General features: G+C 71.1%; 22 protein-coding genes. 17 read left to right on the top strand and 5 right to left on the bottom strand.

Features of this window, described 5'->3' with window-relative positions; genetic code table 11:
• The first annotated feature begins 9 nt into the window (after positions 1-9).
• The 7 genes from ACPEH0_RS00555 to ACPEH0_RS00525 all read left to right on the top strand — a co-directional run bounded on the left by ACPEH0_RS00555 (position 10) and on the right by ACPEH0_RS00525 (position 7,665).
• On the top strand, positions 10-1,191 hold the full coding sequence (locus tag ACPEH0_RS00555) for an ROK family transcriptional regulator (RefSeq protein ID WP_217530505.1): 1,182 nt from the start codon (positions 10-12) through the stop codon (positions 1,189-1,191).
• On the top strand, positions 1,188-2,240 hold the full coding sequence (locus ACPEH0_RS00550; RefSeq protein WP_366213319.1) for a substrate-binding domain-containing protein: 1,053 nt from the start codon (positions 1,188-1,190) through the stop codon (positions 2,238-2,240). Before ACPEH0_RS00555 ends, ACPEH0_RS00550 begins: the two co-directional genes overlap by 4 nt.
• A gap of 10 nt (positions 2,241-2,250) precedes the next feature.
• Positions 2,251-3,090 (top strand): ATP-binding cassette domain-containing protein, encoded by an 840-nt coding sequence (locus ACPEH0_RS00545; protein ID WP_064001680.1) that lies wholly within the window; start codon positions 2,251-2,253, stop codon positions 3,088-3,090.
• On the top strand, positions 3,087-4,274 hold the full coding sequence (locus ACPEH0_RS00540; RefSeq protein ID WP_366213320.1) for an ABC transporter permease subunit: 1,188 nt from the start codon (positions 3,087-3,089) through the stop codon (positions 4,272-4,274). Before ACPEH0_RS00545 ends, ACPEH0_RS00540 begins: the two co-directional genes overlap by 4 nt.
• Before the next feature lie 164 nt (positions 4,275-4,438).
• Positions 4,439-5,527 (top strand): sugar ABC transporter substrate-binding protein, encoded by a 1,089-nt coding sequence (locus ACPEH0_RS00535; RefSeq protein WP_366213321.1) that lies wholly within the window; start codon positions 4,439-4,441, stop codon positions 5,525-5,527.
• Between the two features lie 84 nt (positions 5,528-5,611).
• Positions 5,612-6,400, top strand: a complete 789-nt coding sequence (locus ACPEH0_RS00530) for an ATP-binding cassette domain-containing protein (protein WP_217530515.1) — start codon at positions 5,612-5,614, stop codon at positions 6,398-6,400.
• Positions 6,397-7,665, top strand: a complete 1,269-nt coding sequence (locus ACPEH0_RS00525; protein ID WP_366213322.1) for a sugar ABC transporter permease — start codon at positions 6,397-6,399, stop codon at positions 7,663-7,665. Before ACPEH0_RS00530 ends, ACPEH0_RS00525 begins: the two co-directional genes overlap by 4 nt.
• 54 nt (positions 7,666-7,719) lie before the next feature.
• Here ACPEH0_RS00525 and ACPEH0_RS00520 read toward each other — a convergent pair whose 3' ends face one another.
• On the bottom strand, positions 7,720-8,118 hold the full coding sequence (locus ACPEH0_RS00520; protein WP_217530519.1) for a DoxX family protein: 399 nt from the start codon (positions 8,116-8,118) through the stop codon (positions 7,720-7,722).
• A gap of 54 nt (positions 8,119-8,172) precedes the next feature.
• Between ACPEH0_RS00520 and ACPEH0_RS00515 the strand changes: the two genes are divergently transcribed.
• Positions 8,173-9,303 (top strand): class I SAM-dependent methyltransferase, encoded by a 1,131-nt coding sequence (locus tag ACPEH0_RS00515; RefSeq protein WP_366213323.1) that lies wholly within the window; start codon positions 8,173-8,175, stop codon positions 9,301-9,303.
• A 9-nt stretch (positions 9,304-9,312) separates the two neighbouring features.
• Here the strand turns inward: ACPEH0_RS00515 and ACPEH0_RS00510 are convergent, their stop codons facing one another.
• The 3 genes from ACPEH0_RS00510 to ACPEH0_RS00500 form a co-directional block, all read right to left on the bottom strand.
• Entirely contained in the window at positions 9,313-9,774 is a 462-nt protein-coding gene (locus ACPEH0_RS00510; protein WP_359917126.1) for a DUF3817 domain-containing protein, read from the bottom strand.
• 69 nt (positions 9,775-9,843) lie between these two features.
• Complete coding sequence (locus tag ACPEH0_RS00505; RefSeq protein WP_253034054.1) at positions 9,844-10,251, bottom strand: DoxX family protein; 408 nt, start codon at positions 10,249-10,251, stop codon at positions 9,844-9,846.
• Positions 10,248-10,673 (bottom strand): MarR family winged helix-turn-helix transcriptional regulator, encoded by a 426-nt coding sequence (locus tag ACPEH0_RS00500; protein WP_366213324.1) that lies wholly within the window; start codon positions 10,671-10,673, stop codon positions 10,248-10,250. Before ACPEH0_RS00500 ends, ACPEH0_RS00505 begins: the two co-directional genes overlap by 4 nt.
• Before the next feature lie 83 nt (positions 10,674-10,756).
• Between ACPEH0_RS00500 and ACPEH0_RS00495 the strand changes: the two genes are divergently transcribed.
• On the top strand, positions 10,757-12,016 hold the full coding sequence (locus ACPEH0_RS00495; RefSeq protein ID WP_366213325.1) for a hypothetical protein: 1,260 nt from the start codon (positions 10,757-10,759) through the stop codon (positions 12,014-12,016).
• Positions 12,016-12,495, top strand: coding sequence for a hypothetical protein (locus tag ACPEH0_RS00490; RefSeq protein WP_366213326.1), 480 nt, complete (start codon positions 12,016-12,018; stop codon positions 12,493-12,495). Before ACPEH0_RS00495 ends, ACPEH0_RS00490 begins: the two co-directional genes overlap by 1 nt.
• Positions 12,496-12,501: 6 nt before the next feature.
• Here the strand turns inward: ACPEH0_RS00490 and ACPEH0_RS00485 are convergent, their stop codons facing one another.
• Positions 12,502-13,503 (bottom strand): LacI family DNA-binding transcriptional regulator, encoded by a 1,002-nt coding sequence (locus ACPEH0_RS00485; RefSeq protein WP_366213327.1) that lies wholly within the window; start codon positions 13,501-13,503, stop codon positions 12,502-12,504.
• A 107-nt stretch (positions 13,504-13,610) separates the two neighbouring features.
• Here ACPEH0_RS00485 and ACPEH0_RS00480 point away from each other — a divergent pair, with 107 nt between their 5' ends.
• From ACPEH0_RS00480 to ACPEH0_RS00450, 7 genes are all read left to right on the top strand, one after another.
• Entirely contained in the window at positions 13,611-15,716 is a 2,106-nt protein-coding gene (locus ACPEH0_RS00480) for a beta-galactosidase (RefSeq protein ID WP_366213328.1), read from the top strand.
• Positions 15,717-15,744: 28 nt separating this feature from the next.
• Positions 15,745-17,091: an ABC transporter substrate-binding protein gene (locus tag ACPEH0_RS00475; RefSeq protein WP_366213329.1), complete on the top strand. Its 1,347-nt coding sequence runs from the start codon at positions 15,745-15,747 to the stop codon at positions 17,089-17,091.
• Positions 17,092-17,154: 63 nt separating this feature from the next.
• A complete protein-coding gene (locus ACPEH0_RS00470) occupies positions 17,155-18,111 on the top strand; it encodes a carbohydrate ABC transporter permease (RefSeq protein ID WP_366213330.1) in 957 nt (318 codons plus the stop codon).
• Positions 18,108-19,031, top strand: a complete 924-nt coding sequence (locus ACPEH0_RS00465; RefSeq protein WP_366213331.1) for a carbohydrate ABC transporter permease — start codon at positions 18,108-18,110, stop codon at positions 19,029-19,031. The genes ACPEH0_RS00470 and ACPEH0_RS00465 overlap by 4 nt, the downstream gene beginning before the upstream one ends.
• A 304-nt stretch (positions 19,032-19,335) precedes the next feature.
• Positions 19,336-20,079, top strand: coding sequence for a hypothetical protein (locus ACPEH0_RS00460; protein WP_366213332.1), 744 nt, complete (start codon positions 19,336-19,338; stop codon positions 20,077-20,079).
• Positions 20,057-20,470 carry a phage holin family protein gene (locus ACPEH0_RS00455; protein WP_311284067.1) on the top strand — a complete coding sequence of 138 codons (414 nt, stop codon included), beginning with the start codon at positions 20,057-20,059 and terminating at the stop codon, positions 20,468-20,470. The genes ACPEH0_RS00460 and ACPEH0_RS00455 overlap by 23 nt, the downstream gene beginning before the upstream one ends.
• Positions 20,467-21,030, top strand: a complete 564-nt coding sequence (locus ACPEH0_RS00450; RefSeq protein ID WP_366213334.1) for a DUF3618 domain-containing protein — start codon at positions 20,467-20,469, stop codon at positions 21,028-21,030. The genes ACPEH0_RS00455 and ACPEH0_RS00450 overlap by 4 nt, the downstream gene beginning before the upstream one ends.
• Positions 21,031-21,213: the final 183 nt, after the last annotated feature.

The raw sequence follows: 21,213 nt of genomic DNA, 5'->3' as shown, positions 1-21,213 counted from the left end.
GGTGTCCCCGTGGCTCGCCGGTCAACACCGCCCGGCTCGCAGTCCTCGCTGCGAGAAGCGAATCGTGCACGTCTGCTCGATTCGCTCAAGCGGCATGGGCGCCTGACGCAGATCGAGCTCGCGGGCGCGACCGGCCTCTCCCCCGCGACGGTGTCGAACATCGTCAAGGAGCTGACCGCGACGGGCGTCCTCCACACGTCCTTCACCTCGCGGAGCGGGCGGCGGGCGACCCTCGTCTCGCTCGCCCGCCAAGTCGGCCTCGTCGCCGGTGCGCACTTCTCCACCCGCAAGCTGCACGTCGCGATCGCGGATGCCACGCGGTCGGTCGTCGCGGAGACCTCGCTGCCGCTGGCTCCCGACCACCGGCACGACGCCGAGCTCGACCGGCTGAGCCTGCTCCTGGGCGACATGGTCGAGGGCCTCGGCGGCTCCCTCTCCGACCTCTTGGCCGTGGGCCTGGCGCTCCCGGCACCCGTCGATCCGCGCACCTCCGTCATCTCGACTCCGGGGCTGCTCCCGGGGTGGGACGGCGTCGACATCGCCCGCAGCCTGTCGGCCCGCATCGGCCGGCCCGTGCACGTCGACAGCGAGGCCAATCTCGGCGCGCTCGCCGAGGCGCGGGAGGGCGCTGCCCGCGGCGCCTCCTCCTCGGTCTACATCACCGTCGGGCACGCCATCAGCGCGGGACTGCTCGTCGACGGCGACCTCTTCCGCGGGGTGAGCGGCCGCACCGGCCAGATCGGCCACATGACGATCGACGAGAACGGTGCCCGCTGCCGCTGCGGCAACCGGGGCTGCCTCGAGACCGTGGCGGCCGGCCCGGCGCTGCTCGCGGGCTTCAGCGAAGCCGACGGCATCCATCGCCTCCGTGACCTCGTGACGGCGGCGGGCGACGGCGTCGCGGCGGCGCAGCGGACGATCGCGGATGCCGGGCGTCACATCGGCATCGCCGCGGCGAGCCTGTGCAACCTCATCGACCCCGAACGCATCGTCGTAGGCGGCGAGCTCGCGCGGGCAGGAGAGATCCTCCTCGCACCGCTGCGCCACTCGCTCGAGCGCTCCATCCTCGGCGGCGGAGTGCCCGAGATCGTGGCGTCCGACTTCGCGGAGTGGGCCGAGACCCGCGGGGCCATCGCGCTCGCGCTCGATCACGTCGCCGTCGACGCCGAACTGGTCGCGTTCCCCGCATGAGACGGCTACTCGCCGCCCTTGTCGTCGTGGGGGCCACGGCCGCCGCACTCTCGGGATGCGCGCTCCCCGACAGCGCGTCCGGCCGCACCACGATCGCCCTGCTCCTGCCCGACAAGAAGACCGCCCGCTACGAGACGTTCGACCGACCGGTGTTCGAGGAGCGCATCGCCGAATCGGGCGACGCGCAGGTGCTGTACACGAACGCGGATCAGGATGCCGCGCGGCAGCAGCAGCAGGCGGAGTCCGCGCTGGCGGCGGGTGCCGCCGTCCTCGTCCTCGACCCGGTCGACGGTCGCGCGGCGGCGTCGATCCTCGCGGCGGCGACCGCCGAGGGCGTGCCGGTCGTCTCCTACGACCGGATGATCGTCGGCGGCGGGAAGCCGGCGTACTACGTCTCCTTCGACAACGAGCGCGTCGGCGAGCTGCAGGCCGACGCTCTCGTGGCGGGCCTCGAGCGCGAGGGTCGTACGGACGGCGGCATCCTCATGGTCCACGGCTCGCCGACCGACAGCAACGCCGCGCAGTTCCGCGAGGGCGCGCGCCGGGTCATCGCCGACGCGGGGCTCCGGATCCTCGCCGAGTACGACACTCCCGACTGGAGTCCCGACAAGGCGCAGGCCTGGGTGGCGGGGCAGATCGCCCAGTACGGCGACGAGATCGTCGCGGTGTACGCCGCCAACGACGGCACCGCGAGCGGCGCGATCGCGGCCCTCCGCGCCGCCGACGTCTCGCCCTTCCCGCTGGTGACCGGTCAGGACGCCGAGCTCACGGCGCTCCAGCGCATCGTCTCGGGCGACCAGTACATGACCGTCTACAAAGCCCTGCGGACCCAGGCGACGATCGCCGCCGACGTCGCGCTGCAGCTCGCGAGCGGTGAGCGCCCGGCGGGCGACACGACCGTCGACGGCATCCCCGCGACCCTCCTCACCCCGGTCGCCGTCACCGTCGACGACATCGCCGACACCGTCGTCGCCGACGGGTTCTGGACCGTGCAGGACATCTGCACCCCCGCCTATGCCGAGGCCTGCGCTGCGGCGGGGCTGGAATGAGAGCACCCGCGTGAGCGTCTCCTCCCGTCGCACCGGCGACCACGTCCTCACGATGCGCGGCATCGACAAGCGCTTCGGCGCCGTGCGTGCGCTCAACGGGGTGGACTTCCGCGTCCGCGAGGGCGAGGTGGTCGCCCTCGTCGGCGACAACGGCGCCGGCAAGTCGACGCTCGTGAAGGTCCTCGCCGGTGTGCACCCCGCCGATGCGGGCACGATCGAGCTCGACGGCGACGTCGTGCAGCTCTCCACCCCCGCCGACGCGCAGGACCTCGGGATCGCGACGGTGTTCCAGGACCTCGCCCTCTGCGAGAACCTCGACGTCGTCGCGAACCTGTGGCTCGGTCGTGAGCTCCTCGAACGCGGTCGCCTCGACGAGGTCGGCATGGAGGAGCGGACCTGGATGCTGCTGCGCGAGCTCGCCGCGAAGATCCCCTCCGTGCGGGTCCCCGTCTCCACCCTGTCGGGGGGCCAACGGCAGACGGTCGCGATCGCGCGGTCGCTCATCGGCGAGCCGCGCATCGTCATCCTCGACGAACCGACCGCCGCCCTGGGTGTCGCCCAGACCGCGGAGGTGCTGAACCTGATCGAGCGCCTGCGCGACCGTGGTCACGGCGTGGTGCTCATCAGCCACAACCTGACCGACGTGCTCGCCGTCGCCGACCGCATCGTCGTGCTGCGCCTCGGGCGCAACAACGGCGAGTTCGACGCCGAGGAGGCCACGAGCGAGGTCCTCATCGCCGCGATCACGGGCGCCCTCGACGTCGCGAGGCCCGCGCCGCTCCCCGACGAGCCCCGCGCCCCCGTGATCCCGCTGTCCGGGGCGCGGCGCCGGACGGACGGCGACCGGTGAACCGCGACGCGGGGGTGATCGCCCTGACGCTCGCCCGGGTGCGGTCCGGCGACGTGGGGCGGATGCCGGTGGTCCTCGCCCTCGTCGTCATCGCGGTCGTGTTCCAGACGCTGAACCCGGTCTTCCTCACGAGCCGGCATCTCAGCGATCTGCTGATGCAGTGCGCGGCGATCGGCACGATCTCGCTGGGCATCGTGCTCGTGCTCCTCATCGGCGAGATCGACCTGTCGGTGGGTTCGATGTCGGGTGTGGCCGCCGCGATCCTCGCCGTGGGCGCGGTCCAACTGCAGTGGCCCCTCCCCCTCGCGATCGGTGCGGCGATCGCCGCGGGGTGCGTCGTGGGGGTCTGCTACGGGGCGCTCCGTACGAAGCTCGGCCTGCCGAGCTTCGTCGTCACGCTCGCGGGCCTGCTCGGTCTCCTCGGCGTCCAGCTCTGGGTGCTGGGCGACGCGGGGTCCATCAACCTCCCGTTCGATTCGTGGATCGTGCAGTTCGCCCAGCAGATGTACCTGCCGCACTGGCTGGCGTACCTCCTCGCCGTGGGGACCGCGCTCGCCTACACGGCGACCCTGCTGCGCCGCGCACGGCGCCGCGCCGCGGCGGAGCTCGAGAGCGAGCGGACGCTCACGATCGTCGTGCGCGGAGCGCTGCTGCTGATCGGTCTCGTCGGCGCGTCCTGGTATCTGGGACTCTCGCGCGGCGTCGGCGTCATGTTCGTGGTGTTCGTCGTCTTGGTCGTGGCCGCCCACCTCGCCCTCACCCGCACCCGGTGGGGGCGGTCGGTCTTCGCGGTGGGCGGATCGATCGAGGCCGCCCGCCGCGCCGGCATCCGCGTCGACCGCGTCGTCGTCTCGGTGTTCGTGCTCTGCTCGGCCCTCGCCGCGACGGGCGGGGTGCTCGCGGCCGCGCGGCTCGCCGCCGCGAACCAGAGCACCGGCGCGGCCGACACGAACCTCAACGCGATCGCCGCCGCCATCATCGGCGGCGCGTCCCTCTTCGGCGGCCGCGGCTCGGCCTTCGCCGCGCTGCTCGGCGTCGTCGTCATCCAGGCGATCTCGTCGGGGCTGACCCTCGTGAACCTGAGCTCAGCCGTGCAGTTCATGGTCACCGGGGCGGTCCTGGTCTTCGCGGTCGCCCTCGACGCGGTGACCCGCCGCTCGCGGCTCGGATCCGGCGCCGGATAGCGCGTCGCACGCGCGCCGCGGGTCGCTGTCGGGCCGCCGCTCATCGGGTCGTCGGCGGTGACGAAAGCGTTATGTTCACATCTTGACTTCATTTCGTGAACGCATCAAGATCATCGTCAAGCGCGATGCCGCGCTCGTTTGATTTCACTGTCGAAAGGCGAACGATGAAGAAGTCCCTGTCCGTCGCAGCAGTCCTGGGGGCCGCTGCACTCCTGCTCGCCGGCTGTTCGTCCGCGAGCACCCCGGCACCCGCGGGCTCGAGCGGCGGGGCCGAACCGGCCGAAGCCGGCCGTGCGTGCGTCATCCTCCCCGACGCGGCGTCCTCGCCCCGCTGGGAGAACTTCGACCGCAAGTACCTGGATGAGGGCCTCAAGGCCGCCGGCTTCGACGTCGACATCCAGAACGCGCAGGGCGACACCTCGAAGTACGCGACCATCGGCGACCAGCAGCTCACCCAGGGCTGCGGCGTGATGTTGCTCGTCGACTACAACGGCGCCGCCGTGGGTGTGGCCACGAAGGCGAAGTCCCAGGGCATCCCCGTCATCGCCTACGACCGTCCGTTCCAGGGCGCCGACTACTACGTCTCGTTCGACAACGTCGAGGTCGGCAGGCTCGAAGGGCAGACGGTCCTCGACGGCCTCGAGGCCGCGGGCAAGGACCCGGCGACCGCGGCCGTCTACTACATGGGCGGCGACCCGACCGACGGCAACGCGGCGATGTTCAAGAAGGGCGCCGTCGAGGTCATGGAAGCAGCCGGCATCAAGCCGGTCGCGGAGCCCCCGGGAGTCTGGGACGGCGCGAAGACGCAGACCAACTTCGAGCAGGCGCTCACCGCCAACGGCGGCAAGGTCGACGGCGTCTGGGCCGCCAACGACACCAACGCGGACGGCGTCATCAAGGTGCTCCAGGACCGCGACCTCACGGGTGTCGCCGTCTCGGGTCAGGACGCGAACGTCGAGGGCCTGCGCAACATCCTCACCGGGTGGCAGACCGCCACGGTCTACAAGCCGGTCAAGGATGAGGCCGAGGCCGCGATCAAGGTCGCGACCGACCTCCTCCAGGGATCGACGCCCAGCGCCGACCAGAAGCTCGAGGACGGCACGCCGTACATCGCGGTGACGCCGCAGCTCGTCGGGCCCGACGAGGTCAAGGACGTCGTCGCCGCCGGTGACGCCTCGGCCTCGGACGTCTGCTCCGGCGAGATCGCCGGCGTCAGCCTCGCCGACAAGTGCGCCGAGTTCGGCGTCGAGTGATCTGACGAGGGTGGGGATGCCGCGACCCGCGGCATCCCCACCCTCCCTGTCTGCGCGACACCCCGACCTCTCAGGAGAACCCGCATGAGCGAACCCATCATCGAACTCCGGCGCGTGACGAAGTCCTTCGGCCCGGTCAGCGTCCTCAAGGGCGTCGACCTCACGGTCCGACCGGGCATGGTCACCGCCCTCGTCGGCGACAACGGCGCCGGCAAATCCACCCTCATCAAGGGCCTCGCCGGTGTGCAGCCCTACGACACCGGCGAGATCCTCGTCGACGGTCAGGAGCAGTCGCTCCGGACCCCGCGCGAAGCCGGTGCGCTGGGCATCGAGGTCGTCTACCAGGACCTCGCGCTCTGCGACAACCTCGACATCGTCCAGAACATGTTCCTCGGCCGCGAGGAGGTCATCGGCGGGACGTTCGACGAGGGCCGAATGGAGAAGGAGGCCTCCGACACCCTCCGCTCCCTCTCGGTGCGCACCGTCAAGAGCGTGCGGCAGAAGGTGTCGAGCCTGTCCGGCGGTCAGCGGCAGACCGTCGCGATCGCCCGCGCTGTGCTGAAGAAGGCGCGGGTGGTCATCCTCGACGAGCCCACGGCCGCCCTCGGCGTCGCGCAGACCGAACAGGTCCTGAACCTCGTCCGCCGCCTCGCCGACCAGGGTGTCGCGGTGGTCCTCATCAGCCACAACCTGGCCGACGTCTTCGCGGTCGCCGACGACATCGCGGTCCTCTACCTCGGCCAGATGGTCGCGCAGGTCGCCACCACCGAGACCACCCGCGACGACATCGTCGGCTACATCACCGGAACCAAGGTCCCCCCGGGCGTGCAGCTCGTCGGGACGTCCACGATCCCCGTCGGAGGCGACGCATGAGCACCAGCACCCGGACCGCGGCGGCACCCGACCCCGTCGTGAGCGACCTCATCGGCAGCGGCGTCGAAGGCGGCGTCGGCGACCAGGTACGCGCCTGGCTGCAGCGGGTGCGCGGCGGCGAGATGGGCGCGCTCCCCGCCGTCGGCGGCCTCGTCCTCCTCGTCATCCTCTTCAGCATCCTCAGCCGGTTCTTCTTCACCCCGGTGAACTTCGCGAACCTCATGAGCCAGGCGGCATCCCTCGTCGTCCTCGGCATGGCGCTCGTGTTCGTGCTGCTGCTCGGCGAGATCGACCTGTCGGCCGGTGTCACCGGCGGCGTGGGCATCGCGTCCTTCGTCGTCCTCAACGTCAAACTCGACATCCCCTGGCCGATCGCGCTCGGGCTCGGCCTGCTCATCGGCCTGGCGACGGGAGCCCTGATCGGCTTCCTCGTGGCGAGGATCGGCATCCCGTCCTTCGTCGTCACGCTGGGCCTGTTCCTCGGGTATCAGGGCCTCGCCCTCCTCATCATCGGCGCGGGTGGTCTCTACCCGATCGAGGCTCCCGAGCTGCTGGCCCTGCAGAACGGCCGGCTCCCGGTCTGGGGCGGCTGGGTCATGCTCGGCGTCATGGTGCTCATCTCGGGCGGACTGTCGTTCTGGGACCGGCGCCGCCGGACCCGGGCGGGCGTCCCCAACCGGCCGATCGCGCTCGTGTGGGCCAAGCTCGCGGTGCTCCTGATCCTCGGCGGGGCCGCGGTGTTCGTCCTGAACCTCAACCGGTCGCAGTCGATCATCCCCATCGAGGGGGTGCCGATCATCGTGCCGGTCGTCCTCACGATCCTGTTCATCGGCACGTTCGTGCTCGACCGCACCACGTTCGGACGGTACGTCTACGCGATCGGCGGCAACGCCGAGGCCGCGCGTCGCGCCGGCATCAAGGTCCGCTGGGTGAAGTGGTGGTGCTTCGTGATCGCCTCGGGCCTGTCGGTCGTCTCGCTGCTGTTCAACCAGACGCGTGTCGGCTCGGTCGACGGCGCGGTCGGACGCGACATCGTCCTCTCGGGTGTCGCGGCGGCCGTCGTCGGCGGTGTGAGCCTGTTCGGCGGTCGCGGACGGCTGATCCACGCGGCGATCGGTGCGCTCGTCATCGCGATCATCATCAACGGGCTCGGCCTGCTGCAGATGGATGCCGGCTTCAACCTGCTGGTCACGGGCGGCGTCCTGATCCTCGCCGCCACCGTCGATGCGCTGTCGCGTCTGCGGACCGGAGGCGTCCGCACCTGACGCCCCCCTGCGCGAAGGAGGCCCCCGTCCGCGCGGACGGGGGCCTCTCTCGTCTCAGCCGCGTGCGGACCCCTCATCCCGCGTCGACCACAGCGCCCAGGCGACGAGGACGGGCTGGAACAGCAGCCGTGCCCAGCGCGCCTTGTCGCTGTCGAGGCGGAAGCCGTCGCGCTTCCCCAGGGCCTGACCGATGTTGCCGGGGAAGATCGCGACGAAGAACGCCGCGAGAATGGCCCCGACGCGGCGCCGCTCCTTCGGGAGCGCGACGAGAGCCGCGCCCAGCATCATCTCGACGGCACCCGAGGCGACGACGACGCCGTCCTTGTCGATCGGCAGCACCTCGGTGACGAGGTCCGGCACCTGCGCCTGGAACTCCTTCCGAGCCCAGAACAGGTGGCTGAGGCCGGCGAACACCATGGCGCCGGCGAGTACCCAGCGTGCGAGAGTCTTCATCGTCCGAGTATCCCCCGGGTGAGGGATGCCGCGGCCCGGCGATACGCTCGACGGGTGACCTCCGCCGCGCCGTTCCCGTTCGCGCGCCTGTCCCGCCTCCCGGATCTCGAGGCTCCGGGGCTCGTCGCCGCCGACGCCGCCGACCGGCTGATCCTCGACGAGTCCGCCGACGCGCGCGCCGCCGCGGCCGCCGGGGATATCGCGGTCATCGGCGACGCCTACGGCGCCCTGGCCCTCGGTGCGGCATGGGACGGGGGCACCGGCATCCGCGTCCATCAGGACGCCCTCGTGGGCGAATGCGCACTCGCCCGCAACGCCGCGGCGCTGGGCCTCACCGGGCACGTGTCGTCGCTCCCGTTGAGCGCGGGGCTCGTCTCGGGGGCGCGGGTCGTGCTGCTGCGCCTGCCGCGGTCCCTCGACGCGCTGGACGACATCGCCGCGCTCATCGCAGCCCATGCCCACCCGGACGTCGTCGTCTGGGCGGGCGGACGCCTGAAGCACATGAGCCTCGCGATGAACGACGTCCTCGCCCGATCCTTCGACCGGCTCGACGTGACGCCGGCGCGCCAGAAGTCGCGCGTGCTCGTCGCCCGCGGGCCGCACGACGGCCACGACCCCGTGCCGGCGGAGGGCGACGCCGACGGCCTCGCCCTCCGCGCGTTCGGCGGCGCGTTCGCGGGCGCGCGGCTCGACATCGGCACGCGGCTGCTGCTCGCGCGCCTGCCGCAGGACCCGGCCGGCGGCAGCGCCTCAGACCCGCTCATCGACTTCGCGTGCGGCACGGGCGCCGTCGCCGCGCACCTCGCCCTCGCTCACCCCGGGCGGCACGTCTACGCGTCCGATCAGTCCGCCGCCGCGGTGGCCTCGGCGCGCGCGACGGCCGCGGCGAACGGTGTGGACGACCGCGTCGAGGTGGCGCGCGACGACCTGCTGCAGGCACGGGCGGATGCCTCGGCATCCTTCATCGCGCTGAACCCGCCCTTCCACAGCGGGGCCGCCGTGACCGACCGCCTCGCACCGCGGATGTTCGCCGACGCGGCGCGCGTCCTGCGGCCCGGCGGCGAACTCTGGTGCGTATGGAACTCCGGACTGCGCTACCGCAGCGCGCTCGAGCGGATCGTCGGTCCCACGCGGCAGGCGGCGCGCGACGCGAAGTTCACCGTGACGGTCTCGACGCGGCGCTGACCCCCGGGATCACCGTCCGCCCGGCGGCCCGACGATGAGCAGCACGACGTAGAGCGCGACGACGGCGACGACGATCAGCGCCACGAGGACGCCGGCGTGGCGCAGGAACCACCGCAGCAGCCGGTCGATCGGCCGCCGGTCACGCGGGTCGGCGGTCTCCTCGAGCCGCCAGTGCCCGTCGAGGCGCCCCGTTCGGCGCAGCCACATCTCCATCGGCAGGGTGGCGTAGGGGACGATCGCCGATCCCACCGCGAGCAACGCCACGCCGAGGTGCCACCGGTTGTTGAGGGCGACCAGGATGGCCGTCGCCCCGTAGGAGAGGAAGACGAACCCGTGGATGCCGCCGCCGATCGTGACGGCGACGGCCGGACCGCCGACCGCGCGGATGATGAGGCCGGCGATCAAGAGGGTCCAGGAGAACAGCTCGGCGATGGCGAGCACGCGATACAGGGAGGCAGGGGTGCGGAACACGCCTTCAGCCTAGCTGAAGGACCCCGCGCCACCTGTGCGCGCGCTGTGACGGCTCCGCACGGTGACCACTCAGCGACGTGTCGACCAGAGCGCCCACGCGACCAGGAGCGGCTGCAGGAACAGGCGAGCGAACCTCTTGGCGTCGGAGTCGAGCCCCGGCACGTCGCGTCCGGTGCGCCAATGGTGCACGTTGCCGGGGAAGACCGCGACGAACAGAGCGGCGACCGCGACGCCCACGCGCCGGCGCTCGCGCGGGAGCACGAGGAGCGCAACGCCGAGCAGCGCCTCGACGACACCCGACACGACGACGATGGTGTCCTTGTCGGTGCGCAGCAGCCGGGTCGCCCAGTCCGGCACCGCGATGCGGAACCCGCGGCGGAGGACGGTGAGGTGACCGACGCCGGCGGCGACGAGGAGAGCGGCCAGCGCCGAGCGCGCCGCCGTGCGGAGCGGGTCCCGCGGTGCCGCGCGCGTCATTCGACGACGCCGGCGCGGATGCCGTCGAGCGACTCCGCGACCCTCGGATGCGCCTGTGCCAGCGCGCGGTCGAGGGCGGCGAGGCGTTCCTGCGCGTCCTGCAGGACCTTCGCACCGCGGGGCGTCACGCTCAGGTCGCTGGCCGCGCCGGCCTGCGCCGTCGCGTCCGCCACGAGGCCGTCGTCGACGAGGGCGTGCACGGCGGCGTGCGCCGACTGGACGGTGATGCGGGAGCGACGTGCGAGCTCCGAGAAGGAGATGCCGGGCTCGGCGCCGATGTGCCCGAGCAGACCGAACTTGCGGGTCGAGATGCCGAGGTCGCGCAGCTCCGCGGCGAGCTGTGCCTCCCACGAGGCGGAGACGGCGAGCAACGCGATCACCGGGCTGAAACGCGGAGCGTCCACGGTCGGGGTATCTGCCACGCGAGCAGTCTATGAGTCGAGAGAGCGGCCGTCCGTGATTGGCGTGGCCGGGAGCGGTCCCGGCTGCCAATACAATCAGCGCTATGATGCGCGCGAACGCCCATCCCACCGCAGCCCTGGCCGCTGCGGCGATGGCGTTCGCCCTGGTGAGCCCCGTAGCCCCGGTGGCGCAGGCATCCGCCGCAGCGCCGACCCCGGATCACCACCGGACGCACCTCAGCGTCTCGGCCACCCTGGCCGAGCTGGCCTCCCTCGATCGCGACGGCGTGACGGCGCTGCTGGACCGCACGCCCGGGCTCATCGCGACGCTGCTCACGCAGACCTCCGCTGCCGACGCCGCGATCTGGTGGGTCGAGATGGATGCCGCGCGCCGCGACGACCTCATCCGCACGGTGCCCGTGCTCGTCGGCTCGCTCGACGGGATCGACGCCGCCGACCGTGTCCGCGCCAACCGGTACGCGGCGCGGGCGCGCCTGGCGCGGGTCGACGAGCGGTTGCAGCAGGTGACTAGCCGGGGCGCGGAGGAAGACGCGGCACTGCTCGGCGACCTGTTGCTCGAGCGCCGGTACCTCACGAAGGTCGTCGCCGGGCAGGTGCGCCTCTACCTCTACTCCCCCGAACGCGGCGCGATGATCGAGATGGCGGGCGATCCGTCGACCGCTGCCGGCATCCTGCTCGTCGTCCCGGGGACGAACGCGTCGGTGCGCAGCTTCATGGTGGACGACCCGGTCACCTCGTTCGCCGACTGGCAGGTCGCCAACGCCGACCCGGGCGCCCCCGTCGTGGCCTTCACGGTGCTCGCCGCCCCCATGCCGCAGATCTCCCTGAATCTCGCGTCGGGCCCGCAGAACAACACGATCGCCACGGCCGCGGGTGCGGACTACGCTCGCATCGTGAAGGGAATCGAGGTCGCTCTCCCCGGGCTCCCGACGCTCAGCTACGAGCACAGCGCCGGGTCGCAGGTCGGCAGTTCGGCCGAGATGCACGGTGCCCGTTTCGACGTGCGGTTCCTCGCTGGCGGCGTGGGGGCCACCGACGGCTACCGCCCGGTCTTCGGAACGACCTACTACGCGGCGCAGGCCGCGGAGGACGTCAACCGGTACTACGCGGGCTTCCAGGTGGGCGACATCGGCTACGGCGTCGGCCCTGAGGAGATCCCCGGGGTCATCGTGCTGGACCCCGGGTACACCGAGGAGCAGGCGACGGGCTCGGTCGGCGCGATGCTCATGCAGGGACTCGATCTGCACAACCGACTGTTCAGCGGCGACGGTCAGAGGAACGGAACCGTCCTCAAGGACGTGCGCCTGCTCCTGGCCTCGCTGGCCCGCGGAAGCAGCGGCTGATGCGCGCCCGGTCCGGCGCAGCGACGGTGCTGCTCGTGACCTTCCTCACCGGTCTCACCGCCTGCTCCGCGGGAGCGGGGCCGTCGTACGCGGACGTGCGCGCCCAGGCCGAGGACGCGGTCGCCGAGATCGTCGCCGTCCTCCCCGACGGCGCCGAGTTCGTCCCCGACGGCGGGGCGAGCGCGCAGTCGTGCGATTCGGAGGTCAGCCCGGGCGGCCCGTCGACGGGCGAGTTCGCGACGATCCACGGCGCCGTCGCGCTGCCGGAGGGGACGGATGCCGCCGCGACCGTCACGGAGCTCCCCGTCGCCCTCGGCGACGGCTGGGCGCTCGAACCGGCCGGCGTCGACCTCGACATCGCGACCGTGCGGCTCAGTCGCGCCGAGACGAACGTGTCGGTCGACGTCACGGAGTCGACGGTGCAGGGGCGCCCCGGACTCGACCTGCTCGCCGTGTCGGAGTGCGGCAGCGAGGGCTGACGCCGCTCAGGCGGGCGGCGGCGCCGTGGACCTTCGCACCTGGAGGGACGGGACGTCGACCGCGGCGGACGAGGAGGCGCCCGAACCGCCGATCTTCTCGAGCATGGCGGAGACGATCTGGCGCCCCCGGGCGGCGAAGTCCACGCGCAGGGTGGTCAGCGGCGGGTCGAAGAAGGCCGCCTCGGGGATGTCGTCCACGCCCGTCACACTGACGTCCGCGGGAACGCGTAGACCCCGTTCCTTGAGCGCGAGCATCGCCCCGAGGGCCATCTGGTCGTTCGAGGCAACATAGGCGGATGCCGGGGGCAGCTCGTCGAGTGAGGCGAGCGCGGCATGCGCCGAGGCCGCCGACCAGTCGCCCCGGAGTTCGGCGACCACCTCGAGTCCGTGGGCGGCGGCCGCGTCGGCCACGGCGCGGCTGCGGTTGCGACTGGCCGCCCAGTTCGGCGCACCGGCGATGTGCGCGATGCGACGGTGCCCCAGTTCGGCGAGGTGTGCGATGACGGCCGGGACGCCTGTCGCGCGGACGCCGGAGGCGTCGTCGGCTTCGGAGTGCACGTGCAGGGGGACCGAGAAGTCCGCGCCGGCGAAGACGCGGTTCATCTCGTCGGTGGACGAGAGGGCGAGCACACCGGCGAGCGTCTGCTGGCTGAGCACCCGCAGGGTCTCCTCGATCGCCCGCGGGTTGTGGACGTCGAGGGTGACGAGGTCGAGGACGTAGCCGGCCTCGCGCGCCGCGGCCGCGGCTCCCTCGGCGACGCGAGCCGGGCCGACCTGGTCGAGTTCGTGCGTGAGGGCCGCGATGATGTGGGAGCGGCCGAGCTTGAGGCCCCTAGCGCTGAGGTTGGGGCGGTACTCGAGCTCGTCGAGCGCGCGCTCGACGCGCTCCCTCGTCCCGGGACGGATGCCCTGGAAACCTGCGAGATAACGACTGACCGTCTGGTGGGACACGCCGGCGGCCTCCGCGACGTCATAGATCGTCGCGGCCTTGGCGGTGCGCCCGGCCATCGTCCCTCGTTTCCGGATTGTTGCTTGACAACCCGATGTTATCGGAAACATCATGGTGCGCATCGGAAATGTTTCCGACAACATCCAGCTGACGACGGAGTCCACGCATGCCCGCGACCCTGCCCCCGCACCTGCTGTTCGGAGCCGCGTACTACGCCGAGTACCACTGGACGGATCGCACCGCTCTCGACCTGGACCTCATGAAGGAAGCGGGCTTCACCGTCATCCGCGTCGGTGAATCCGTCTGGTCGACGTGGGAGCCCCGCGACGGGGAGTTCGACCTCGAGTGGCTGCTGCCGGTGCTCGACGGAGCGCACGAGCGCGGCATCGCCGTGATCCTCGGAACGCCCACCTACGCGATCCCGCCGTGGCTGCAAGTCGCCCACCCGGAGATCGCCGCCGAAGTGGGCACCGGCCGCCCGCATCCGTGGGGCGCCCGTCAGGAAGTCGACTACTCGCACCCGGCGTTCCGTCATCACGCGGAGCGCATCATCCGGGCCGTCGTCGGACGCTATGCCGACCACCCCGCGATCATCGGCTACCAGGTCGACAACGAACCCGGCATGCTGCTCCCCCACAACCGGAGCACGTTCCAGCGCTTCGTCCGTCGGCTGGCGGCGACCTACGGCGACGTCGACACGCTCAACCGCGAGTGGGGTCTCACCTACTGGTCGCACCGCATCGCGGACTGGTCAGAGCTCTGGACGCCCGACGGCAACAGCCTGCCGCAGTACGACCTCGCCTGGCGGCGCTACCAGGCCGACCTCACCACCGAGTTCATCGCGTGGCAGGCCGACATCGTGCGCGAGTACGCCACCGCCGACCAGTTCGTGACGACGTGCATCGCCTACCCCCGCCCCGCCCTCGACGACGCGAGCCTCTCCCGCGCACTCGACGTCACGGCGGGGAACCCCTACTACGCGATGCAGGACCACCTCGACGCGTCGGAGGAGCTCACGGCCGTCACCGCCTGGACGACCTCCGGGGTGAGCAGCATGTTCCGTCAGGCAGACCGCACCTTCTCCTCGAAGCAGGAGCGGTTCCTCATCACCGAGACCGACGCGCAATCGATCGGCGGGTCCGCCTTCAACCTGCCGCCCTACCCTGGCCAGCTGACCCAGGCCGCGTTCGCCTTCGTCGCGCGCGGCGCGGCCATGATCGAGTACTGGCACTGGCACACGCTGCCGTACGGCACCGAGACCTACTGGGGCGGCATCCTCCCCCACAGCCTCGAGCCGGGACGCGTCTACCGCGAGCTGTCCGAGGTCGGTGCCGCCTTCGGTGCGATCGGCACGACCCTCGACGGCTTTGAGCCCGACGCGGACGTCGCGCTGCTCTGGTCGACCGACAGCAGGTTCGCCTTCGACTTCTTCCCCCCGCTCATGGACGACGCGGGCGAGCCCGCCGCGGCATCCTACGAGCGGATCTTCGACGCCTACTACCGGGGCGTCTTCGACGCCGGCGCCCAGGCACGCATCCTCCACGTCGAGCAGGCCCGCGGCCTCGGCGCCACCGAACTCGCCGCACGCTTCCCCGTGCTCGTCGCGGCGGGGCTGTACGTCGCCGACGACGAGACCCTGGAGTTCTTCCGGGACTATGCGGATGCCGGTGGTCACCTCGTCGTCGGGATCCGCACCGGCTACGGCGACCACGAGGCGCGCGCCCGCATCGAGGTCGCACCGGCCCGTCTCGCGGAGCCGGCCGGCGTCTCCTACGAGGAGTTCTCGAACCTGCAGAAGCCGGTGCCCGCGCTCGGCGTGGGATCGTTCGCGGTCACCGCGGGCGCCACCGCGGAGGCCTGGGCCGACGGGCTGCTGCCCACCGATGCCAAGACGCTCGTGACCTACGACCACCCGCGCTTCCGGGACTTCGCCGCCGTCACGACCCGGCCCCACGGTGCCGGGCGGATCACCGTCGTCGGGACGCTGCCCTCCCCCGCCCTCGCGGCCGACCTGATCCGGTGGACCACCCCCGACCCCGTGTCCGCCGGACTGCTCCGGGGCGCGACCCTGCCCGTATCGGTCGCGTCGGGATCGCTCCCCGACGGCCGCCGGGCCTGGTTCGTCTTCAACTGGGGCTGGTCGCCGCAGACCGTCGACCTCGCCGTCTCGGCCCGGGACGCCGTCACGGGCGACGAGTTCAGCGCGGGCGACCGCATCCCCCTCGCAGCGTGGGCGACGCGCTGCTTCCTCAGCTCCACCTCCACCGATTGAACACCCACCCACCACGAAGGAAGATCACATGAGAACGGCACGCAAGACAGCAGCGGCGCTGGCAGTCGGCGTCATGTCCATCGGCGGGCTCGCGGCCTGCGCCCCGGCATCCTCCGAAGGACCGTCGCAGGAGACGGTCACGCAGGATCAGATCGACGAGGCGATGGACACCCCCACGAAGCTCACGTTCTGGACGTGGGTCCCCGACATCGAGAAGGAGGTGGCGCTCTTCGAGAAGAAGTACCCGAAGATCGACGTCACCGTCGAGAACGTCGGCCAGGGCCTCCCCCACTACCAGAAGCTCCGAAGCGCCATCGAGGCGGGGCAGGGCGCACCCGATGTCGCCCAGATCGAGTACCAGTACATCCCGTCGTTCGTGCTGGCGGACTCGCTCCTCGACCTCGCGCCCTACGGCGCCGACGACCTCTCGGGCGACTACGTCGAGTGGGCATGGAACCAGGTCTCGCCCGGCGACGAGGTGTGGGCGATCCCGCAGGACGTCGGCCCCATGGGCAACCTCTACCGCGAGGACATCCTCGCGAAGGCCGGCATCACCGAGGCGCCCACGACGTGGGAGGAGTACGCGACGGCGGCGGAGGCCGTGAAGTCCAAGACGGGCTCCTACATCTCGAACCTCGGCGCGACGCAGGCCGGGCAGCTGATCGGCTTCTTCTGGCAGCGCGGCATCAAGCCGTTCGGCTACGACGGCAAGGAGACCGTGTCGATCGACGTCAACAGCGCCGAGGCGAAGGAGGTCGCCTCCTACTGGACCGACCTCATCCAGCGCGACCTCGTCTCGACCGACGTCGACTTCAACGACCAGTGGTACCAGGGTCTCGCCAGCGGCAAGTACGCCGGATGGCTGACCGCGGCCTGGGGTCCCGTGTTCCTGCAGGGCACCGCCGAGGGCACGTCGGGCCTCTGGCGCGCCGCGCCGCTGCCGCAGTGGGATGCCGGTTCGCAGGTCTCCGGCAACTGGGGCGGCTCCTCGGATGCCGTGCTCGCGAGCTCGGAGAACAAGATCGCGGCCGCGGAACTCGCGAAGTTCATCAACCACGACGAGGAGTCGGCGATGATGCTCGCGACCGAGCAGTTCTTCTTCCCGCCGCAGAACTCGGTGCTCGAGAACCCCGCGTTCCTCGACGCGACGTCGGAGTTCTACGGCGGCCAGCAGGTGAACAAGCTGTTCGCCGACATCTCCCAGACGGTCGACACCGACTTCCAGTGGCTCCCCTTCATGGAGTACGTGTACTCCAGCTACGAGGAGACCCTCGGGACTGTCATCGCCGACAAGGGCGACATCGCCGCCGCGCTGGACACCTGGCAGGACCAGCTCGTGTCCTACGCCGAGGACCAGGGCTTCACCGTCAAGTGAGCCGGATCGGGGCGCCCCGCCGGGGCGCCCCGATCCCATCCGCACTCGATCCGAGGAGGATCCGTGACCACCACCTCGACGCTCAGAGCAGAGCGTTCCCCCGCCGCCTCGCGCCGACGCAGCGGCTCGAACCGGCGCCGACAGAACGTCGCCGCCTACCTGTTCATCCTCCCGTTCTTCGTCGTGTTCGTCGCGATGCTGATCGTCCCCCTCGTGTACTCGGGCTACCTCTCCCTCTTCCAGAGCAAGCTCATCGGCGGGGACGTGTTCGCCGGCCTCGCGAACTACGTCCGCGCTCTCCAGGACTCGGCATTCCTCGCCAGCATCGGACGGATGGGGCTGTTCCTCGTCGTCCAGGTGCCGATCATGCTCGGCCTCGCCCTCTTCCTCGCGCTCGCCCTCGACAGCGGTCGCATCCGCGGCTCGCGCAGCGTCCGGCTGCTCGTCTTCATGCCGTACGCGGTCCCGGCGGTCGTCGCGACGCTCATGTGGGGCTACCTGTACGGCCCCGACTTCGGCCCCCTCGCGCAGATCGCCCGCGGCCTCGGCTGGGGCACCCCCGAGTTCCTCTCGCCCGGCAGCATCCTCGGTTCGATGATGAACATCGTCACGTGGGAGTTCGTCGGCTACAACATGATCATCATGTACGCGGCGCTGCGCGCCATCCCCGCCGACCTCTTCGAAGCCGCCGAGATCGACGGTGCGGGGCAGTTCCGCGTCGCGTGGAGCATCAAGATCCCCGCCATCCGACCGGCCATCCTGCTGACCGTCATCTTCTCGATCATCGGGACGTTCCAGCTCTTCGCGGAGCCGAGCCTGCTCAACAACATCGCGCCGGGAGTGATTACGAACTCGTACACGCCGAACTACTACGCGTACAACCTCGCCTTCATCAACCAGGAGCTGAACTACGCGGCCGCGATCGCCTTCCTCCTCGGTCTGTTCATCGCGATCGTCTCGTACGTCGTCCAGCTCGCCAGCCAGCGCAGCGAACGCCGCGACCGGAAGGACGTCCGATGACCGCCCTCGAAACCCGTGCCGTCGTCACCGGCAAGCCCGCCCGCCGTGCGGGGAGGAGCCGCACCTACGACCGCGGGCGTCAACGGAATGTGCCGCTGACGGTCCTGCTGTGGCTGTGCGCCGCCTACTTCGTGCTCCCGCTGTGGTGGCTGATCGTCTCGGCCACGAAGGACAACTCCGACCTGTTCGCCACCTTCGGGCTCTGGTTCAGCGGGGACTTCCACCTGTGGGACAACCTCACCACCCTGTTCACTGTGCGCGGCGGGATCTTCTTCCGCTGGCTCGTCAACACCGTGCTGTACGCCGTTGTGTCGGCTGCGGGGGCGACGCTGCTGTCGGCGATGGCCGGGTACGCGTTCGCGAAGTACGACTTCCCGGGCAAGAAGGCGCTGTTCAGTGCGACCCTCGGCGCGATCATGATCCCGCTCACGGCCCTCGCGCTGCCGACGTACCTGCTGTTCTCGAACGCCGGTCTGACGGACACGCCCTGGGCCATCATCGTGCCGTCGCTCGTGAGCCCGTTCGGCGTGTACCTCATGCGGGTCTACGCCGCGGATTCCATCCCGACGGAACTCATGGAAGCGGCACGGGTGGACGGCTCGGGCGAGTTCCGGATCTTCTGGCAGGTCGGGCTGCGCCTGCTCGGCCCCGGCCTCGTGACGGTCTTCCTGTTCTCGCTCGTCGCGACCTGGAACAACTACTTCCTGCCGCTCATCATGCTGAACACGTCGGAGCTCTACCCCGTCACGGTCGGCCTCGCACAGCTGCAATCCGCCGCGTCCGCCGGCGGCGGCGCCCAGGCACTGTTCTCCACCGTGATCACCGGGTCGCTCGTCTCGATCCTGCCCCTCATCATCGCGTTCCTCTTCCTGCAGCGGTACTGGCAGAGCGGGCTCGCGACCGGCAGCGTGAAGGGCTGACCCCACTCGGTCCGGGCCCGCGCGGGTCCGCTCGCGGATGCAATGGATCCGACACGACACGCCGCGCACACGCCCGATGTGCCGGCGTGTCGTCGCGGATCCATTGCATCCGTGAACACCCCGCAGCCGCGGACGGCGGACCCCCGGCATCCGCTCGTTGCGACCGCGCGCCAGAGATCCGGCGGCCGAGCGCGGTCCCCTCGTGTACCGCTTGGCACAATGGTGCGCAACCCCGGTACGACTTGCTCGACCCGCTCGCACAGTGGCGCTCCCAGGACAGGAGTCCTCGAGCAAGGGAGCAACTATGTCAGTCGGATATGGACCCACGGGTACCGGTGGCGCCGACGCCGGGTCGGGGAAGACCGAGACCGTGAAGGATGAGGCATCCGCCGTCACCGGCACCGCGACCGACGCGGCGAAGGATGTCGCACACACCGCCAAGGATGAGGCGGCGTCCGTGGCGGGCGAGGCGAAGTCGCAACTGAAGGACCTCTACGCGCAGAGCCGCACCGAGTTCTCGGACCAGGCGGCGCAGCAGCAGGAGCGAGTCGCGAGCGGGCTGAAGGCCGCAGGCGAGGAGCTCGGATCGATGGCCCGCAACGCGGAAGGCGGCGGCATCGCCACCGACCTCGTGCAGCAGGTCTCCGACCGCCTCACCGGCGCGGCTGCGTGGTTGGGTGACCGTGACCCCGCCGCCCTCCTCGACGAGGTGAAGCGGTTCGCGCGGCGCCGTCCCCTCGTCTTCATCGCCGGCGCGGCCGTCGTGGGGATCGTCGCCGGGCGACTCGTCCGGGCGATGGCGTCCCACGACGACAGCGGCCCGTCGACCTCGCGCACGGCGCTTGCACCCGCCCCGGCAGCGGCGGCGGTCCCGGCATCCGCGCCCGCCACACCCGTCGACGGACGGGACCCGGCCTACATCGACCCGATCGCGGCCGACACGACCGGTGAACTGCCGCCGTCGGACACGCCGCTCTACGACGAGTCGGCCGGTTTCCGCGGCGGCGCAGACGAGAGGGTCACGGATGAGCGACGCGACACCTTCTGAGCGCAAGGCCGCGTCGACCTCGCTCGGCGACCTGCTCGGCGAGGTGACACGCGATCTGTCGACGCTGATGCGGCAGGAGATCGCGCTCGCGAAGGCGGAGCTGAAGCAGTCGGCCACGACCTCCGCCAAAGGCGCCGGGCTTCTCGGCGGTGCCGGGTACGCGGCATCCATGGTCGTCCTCTTCCTGTCCCTCGCCTTGTGGGCCGCCCTCGCGACCCTCGTCGGGTGGGGCTGGTCGGGCGTGATCGTGGCGGTCCTGTGGGCGATCATCGCGGCGATCCTGTACGCGGTCGGCCGCAAGCAACTGAAAGAGGTGCAGGGCGCGCCGCAGACCGTCGAGACCCTGCAGGAGATCCCAGAGACATTCAAGAGAAACGAGGAGAACCGATGAGCGATTCACCTGACGCGATCCGCGCCGACATCGAGCGCACCCGCGCCGAACTCGGAACCGACGTCGACGCGCTGGCCGACAAGGTCAACCCGTCGAAGATCGTCGACCGCCAGACGAGCAAGATCAAGGGCGCGGTCGGCTCCGTCCGCGACCGGATCATGGGCGCCGCCGACGACGCCGGCTCGTCCGCGCACGACCTCGCCGGGTCCGCGCACGGCGTCGCCCACGATGTGAAGGCCAAGGCGGAGGGCAATCCGCTCGCCGTGGGCCTGATCGCCTTCGGCGCGGGGCTGCTCGCCGCATCCCTCATCCCCGCCTCGGCGAAGGAGAAGGAGCTCGCCGAGACGGCGAAGGAGCAGGCGCAGCCGCTCATCGACGAGCTCGGGGAGGTGGCGAAGGATGCCGCGAGCCACCTGAAGGAGCCGGCTCAGGATGCCGCGACCGCCGTCAAGGAGCGTACCCAGGAGGCCGTGCAGACGGTGAAGGACGAGGGTTCCGACGCCGCCGGGACCGTGACCGACCGCGCACAGGAGGCGCGGAGCAACATCAGCGAGCACTGAGAGGAGACATCATGAGCGATCCCATCGCGGACAAGCCGACTCAAGCCGAGGGCGACATCGGCGACGACGACATCACGAAGGACGAGCAGGAGTCCGACGAACAGGACGACTGACTGCACGGGCCACCGCGCAGCGAACGACGAAGGCCCCCGGCATCCGCTCATGCGAGCAGTGCCGGGGGCC

This window comes from Microbacterium sp. NPDC079356 (genome assembly GCF_049545465.1).
Lineage (GTDB): Bacteria > Actinomycetota > Actinomycetes > Actinomycetales > Microbacteriaceae > Microbacterium > Microbacterium gawkjiense.
The sequence above is the reverse complement of the archived record's forward strand: the minus strand, read 5'-3'. Positions and strand labels throughout refer to the sequence as shown.

Excerpts from the sequence above, each read along its gene's own strand:
- ACPEH0_RS00460 (WP_366213332.1), top strand. The coding sequence starts at position 19,336 with ATGTCAGTCGGATATGGACCCACGGGTACCGGTGGCGCCGACGCCGGG.
- ACPEH0_RS00475 (WP_366213329.1), top strand. The coding sequence starts at position 15,745 with ATGAGAACGGCACGCAAGACAGCAGCGGCGCTGGCAGTCGGCGTCATG.
- ACPEH0_RS00485 (WP_366213327.1), bottom strand. The coding sequence starts at position 13,503 with ATGGCCGGGCGCACCGCCAAGGCCGCGACGATCTATGACGTCGCGGAG.
- ACPEH0_RS00495 (WP_366213325.1), top strand. The coding sequence starts at position 10,757 with ATGATGCGCGCGAACGCCCATCCCACCGCAGCCCTGGCCGCTGCGGCG.
- ACPEH0_RS00535 (WP_366213321.1), top strand. The coding sequence starts at position 4,439 with ATGAAGAAGTCCCTGTCCGTCGCAGCAGTCCTGGGGGCCGCTGCACTC.
- ACPEH0_RS00455 (WP_311284067.1), top strand. The coding sequence starts at position 20,057 with ATGAGCGACGCGACACCTTCTGAGCGCAAGGCCGCGTCGACCTCGCTC.
- ACPEH0_RS00450 (WP_366213334.1), top strand. The coding sequence starts at position 20,467 with ATGAGCGATTCACCTGACGCGATCCGCGCCGACATCGAGCGCACCCGC.
- ACPEH0_RS00530 (WP_217530515.1), top strand. The coding sequence starts at position 5,612 with ATGAGCGAACCCATCATCGAACTCCGGCGCGTGACGAAGTCCTTCGGC.
- ACPEH0_RS00465 (WP_366213331.1), top strand. The coding sequence starts at position 18,108 with ATGACCGCCCTCGAAACCCGTGCCGTCGTCACCGGCAAGCCCGCCCGC.
- ACPEH0_RS00505 (WP_253034054.1), bottom strand. The coding sequence starts at position 10,251 with ATGACGCGCGCGGCACCGCGGGACCCGCTCCGCACGGCGGCGCGCTCG.
- ACPEH0_RS00520 (WP_217530519.1), bottom strand. The coding sequence starts at position 8,118 with ATGAAGACTCTCGCACGCTGGGTACTCGCCGGCGCCATGGTGTTCGCC.
- ACPEH0_RS00480 (WP_366213328.1), top strand. The coding sequence starts at position 13,611 with ATGCCCGCGACCCTGCCCCCGCACCTGCTGTTCGGAGCCGCGTACTAC.
- ACPEH0_RS00525 (WP_366213322.1), top strand. The coding sequence starts at position 6,397 with ATGAGCACCAGCACCCGGACCGCGGCGGCACCCGACCCCGTCGTGAGC.
- ACPEH0_RS00490 (WP_366213326.1), top strand. The coding sequence starts at position 12,016 with ATGCGCGCCCGGTCCGGCGCAGCGACGGTGCTGCTCGTGACCTTCCTC.
- ACPEH0_RS00550 (WP_366213319.1), top strand. The coding sequence starts at position 1,188 with ATGAGACGGCTACTCGCCGCCCTTGTCGTCGTGGGGGCCACGGCCGCC.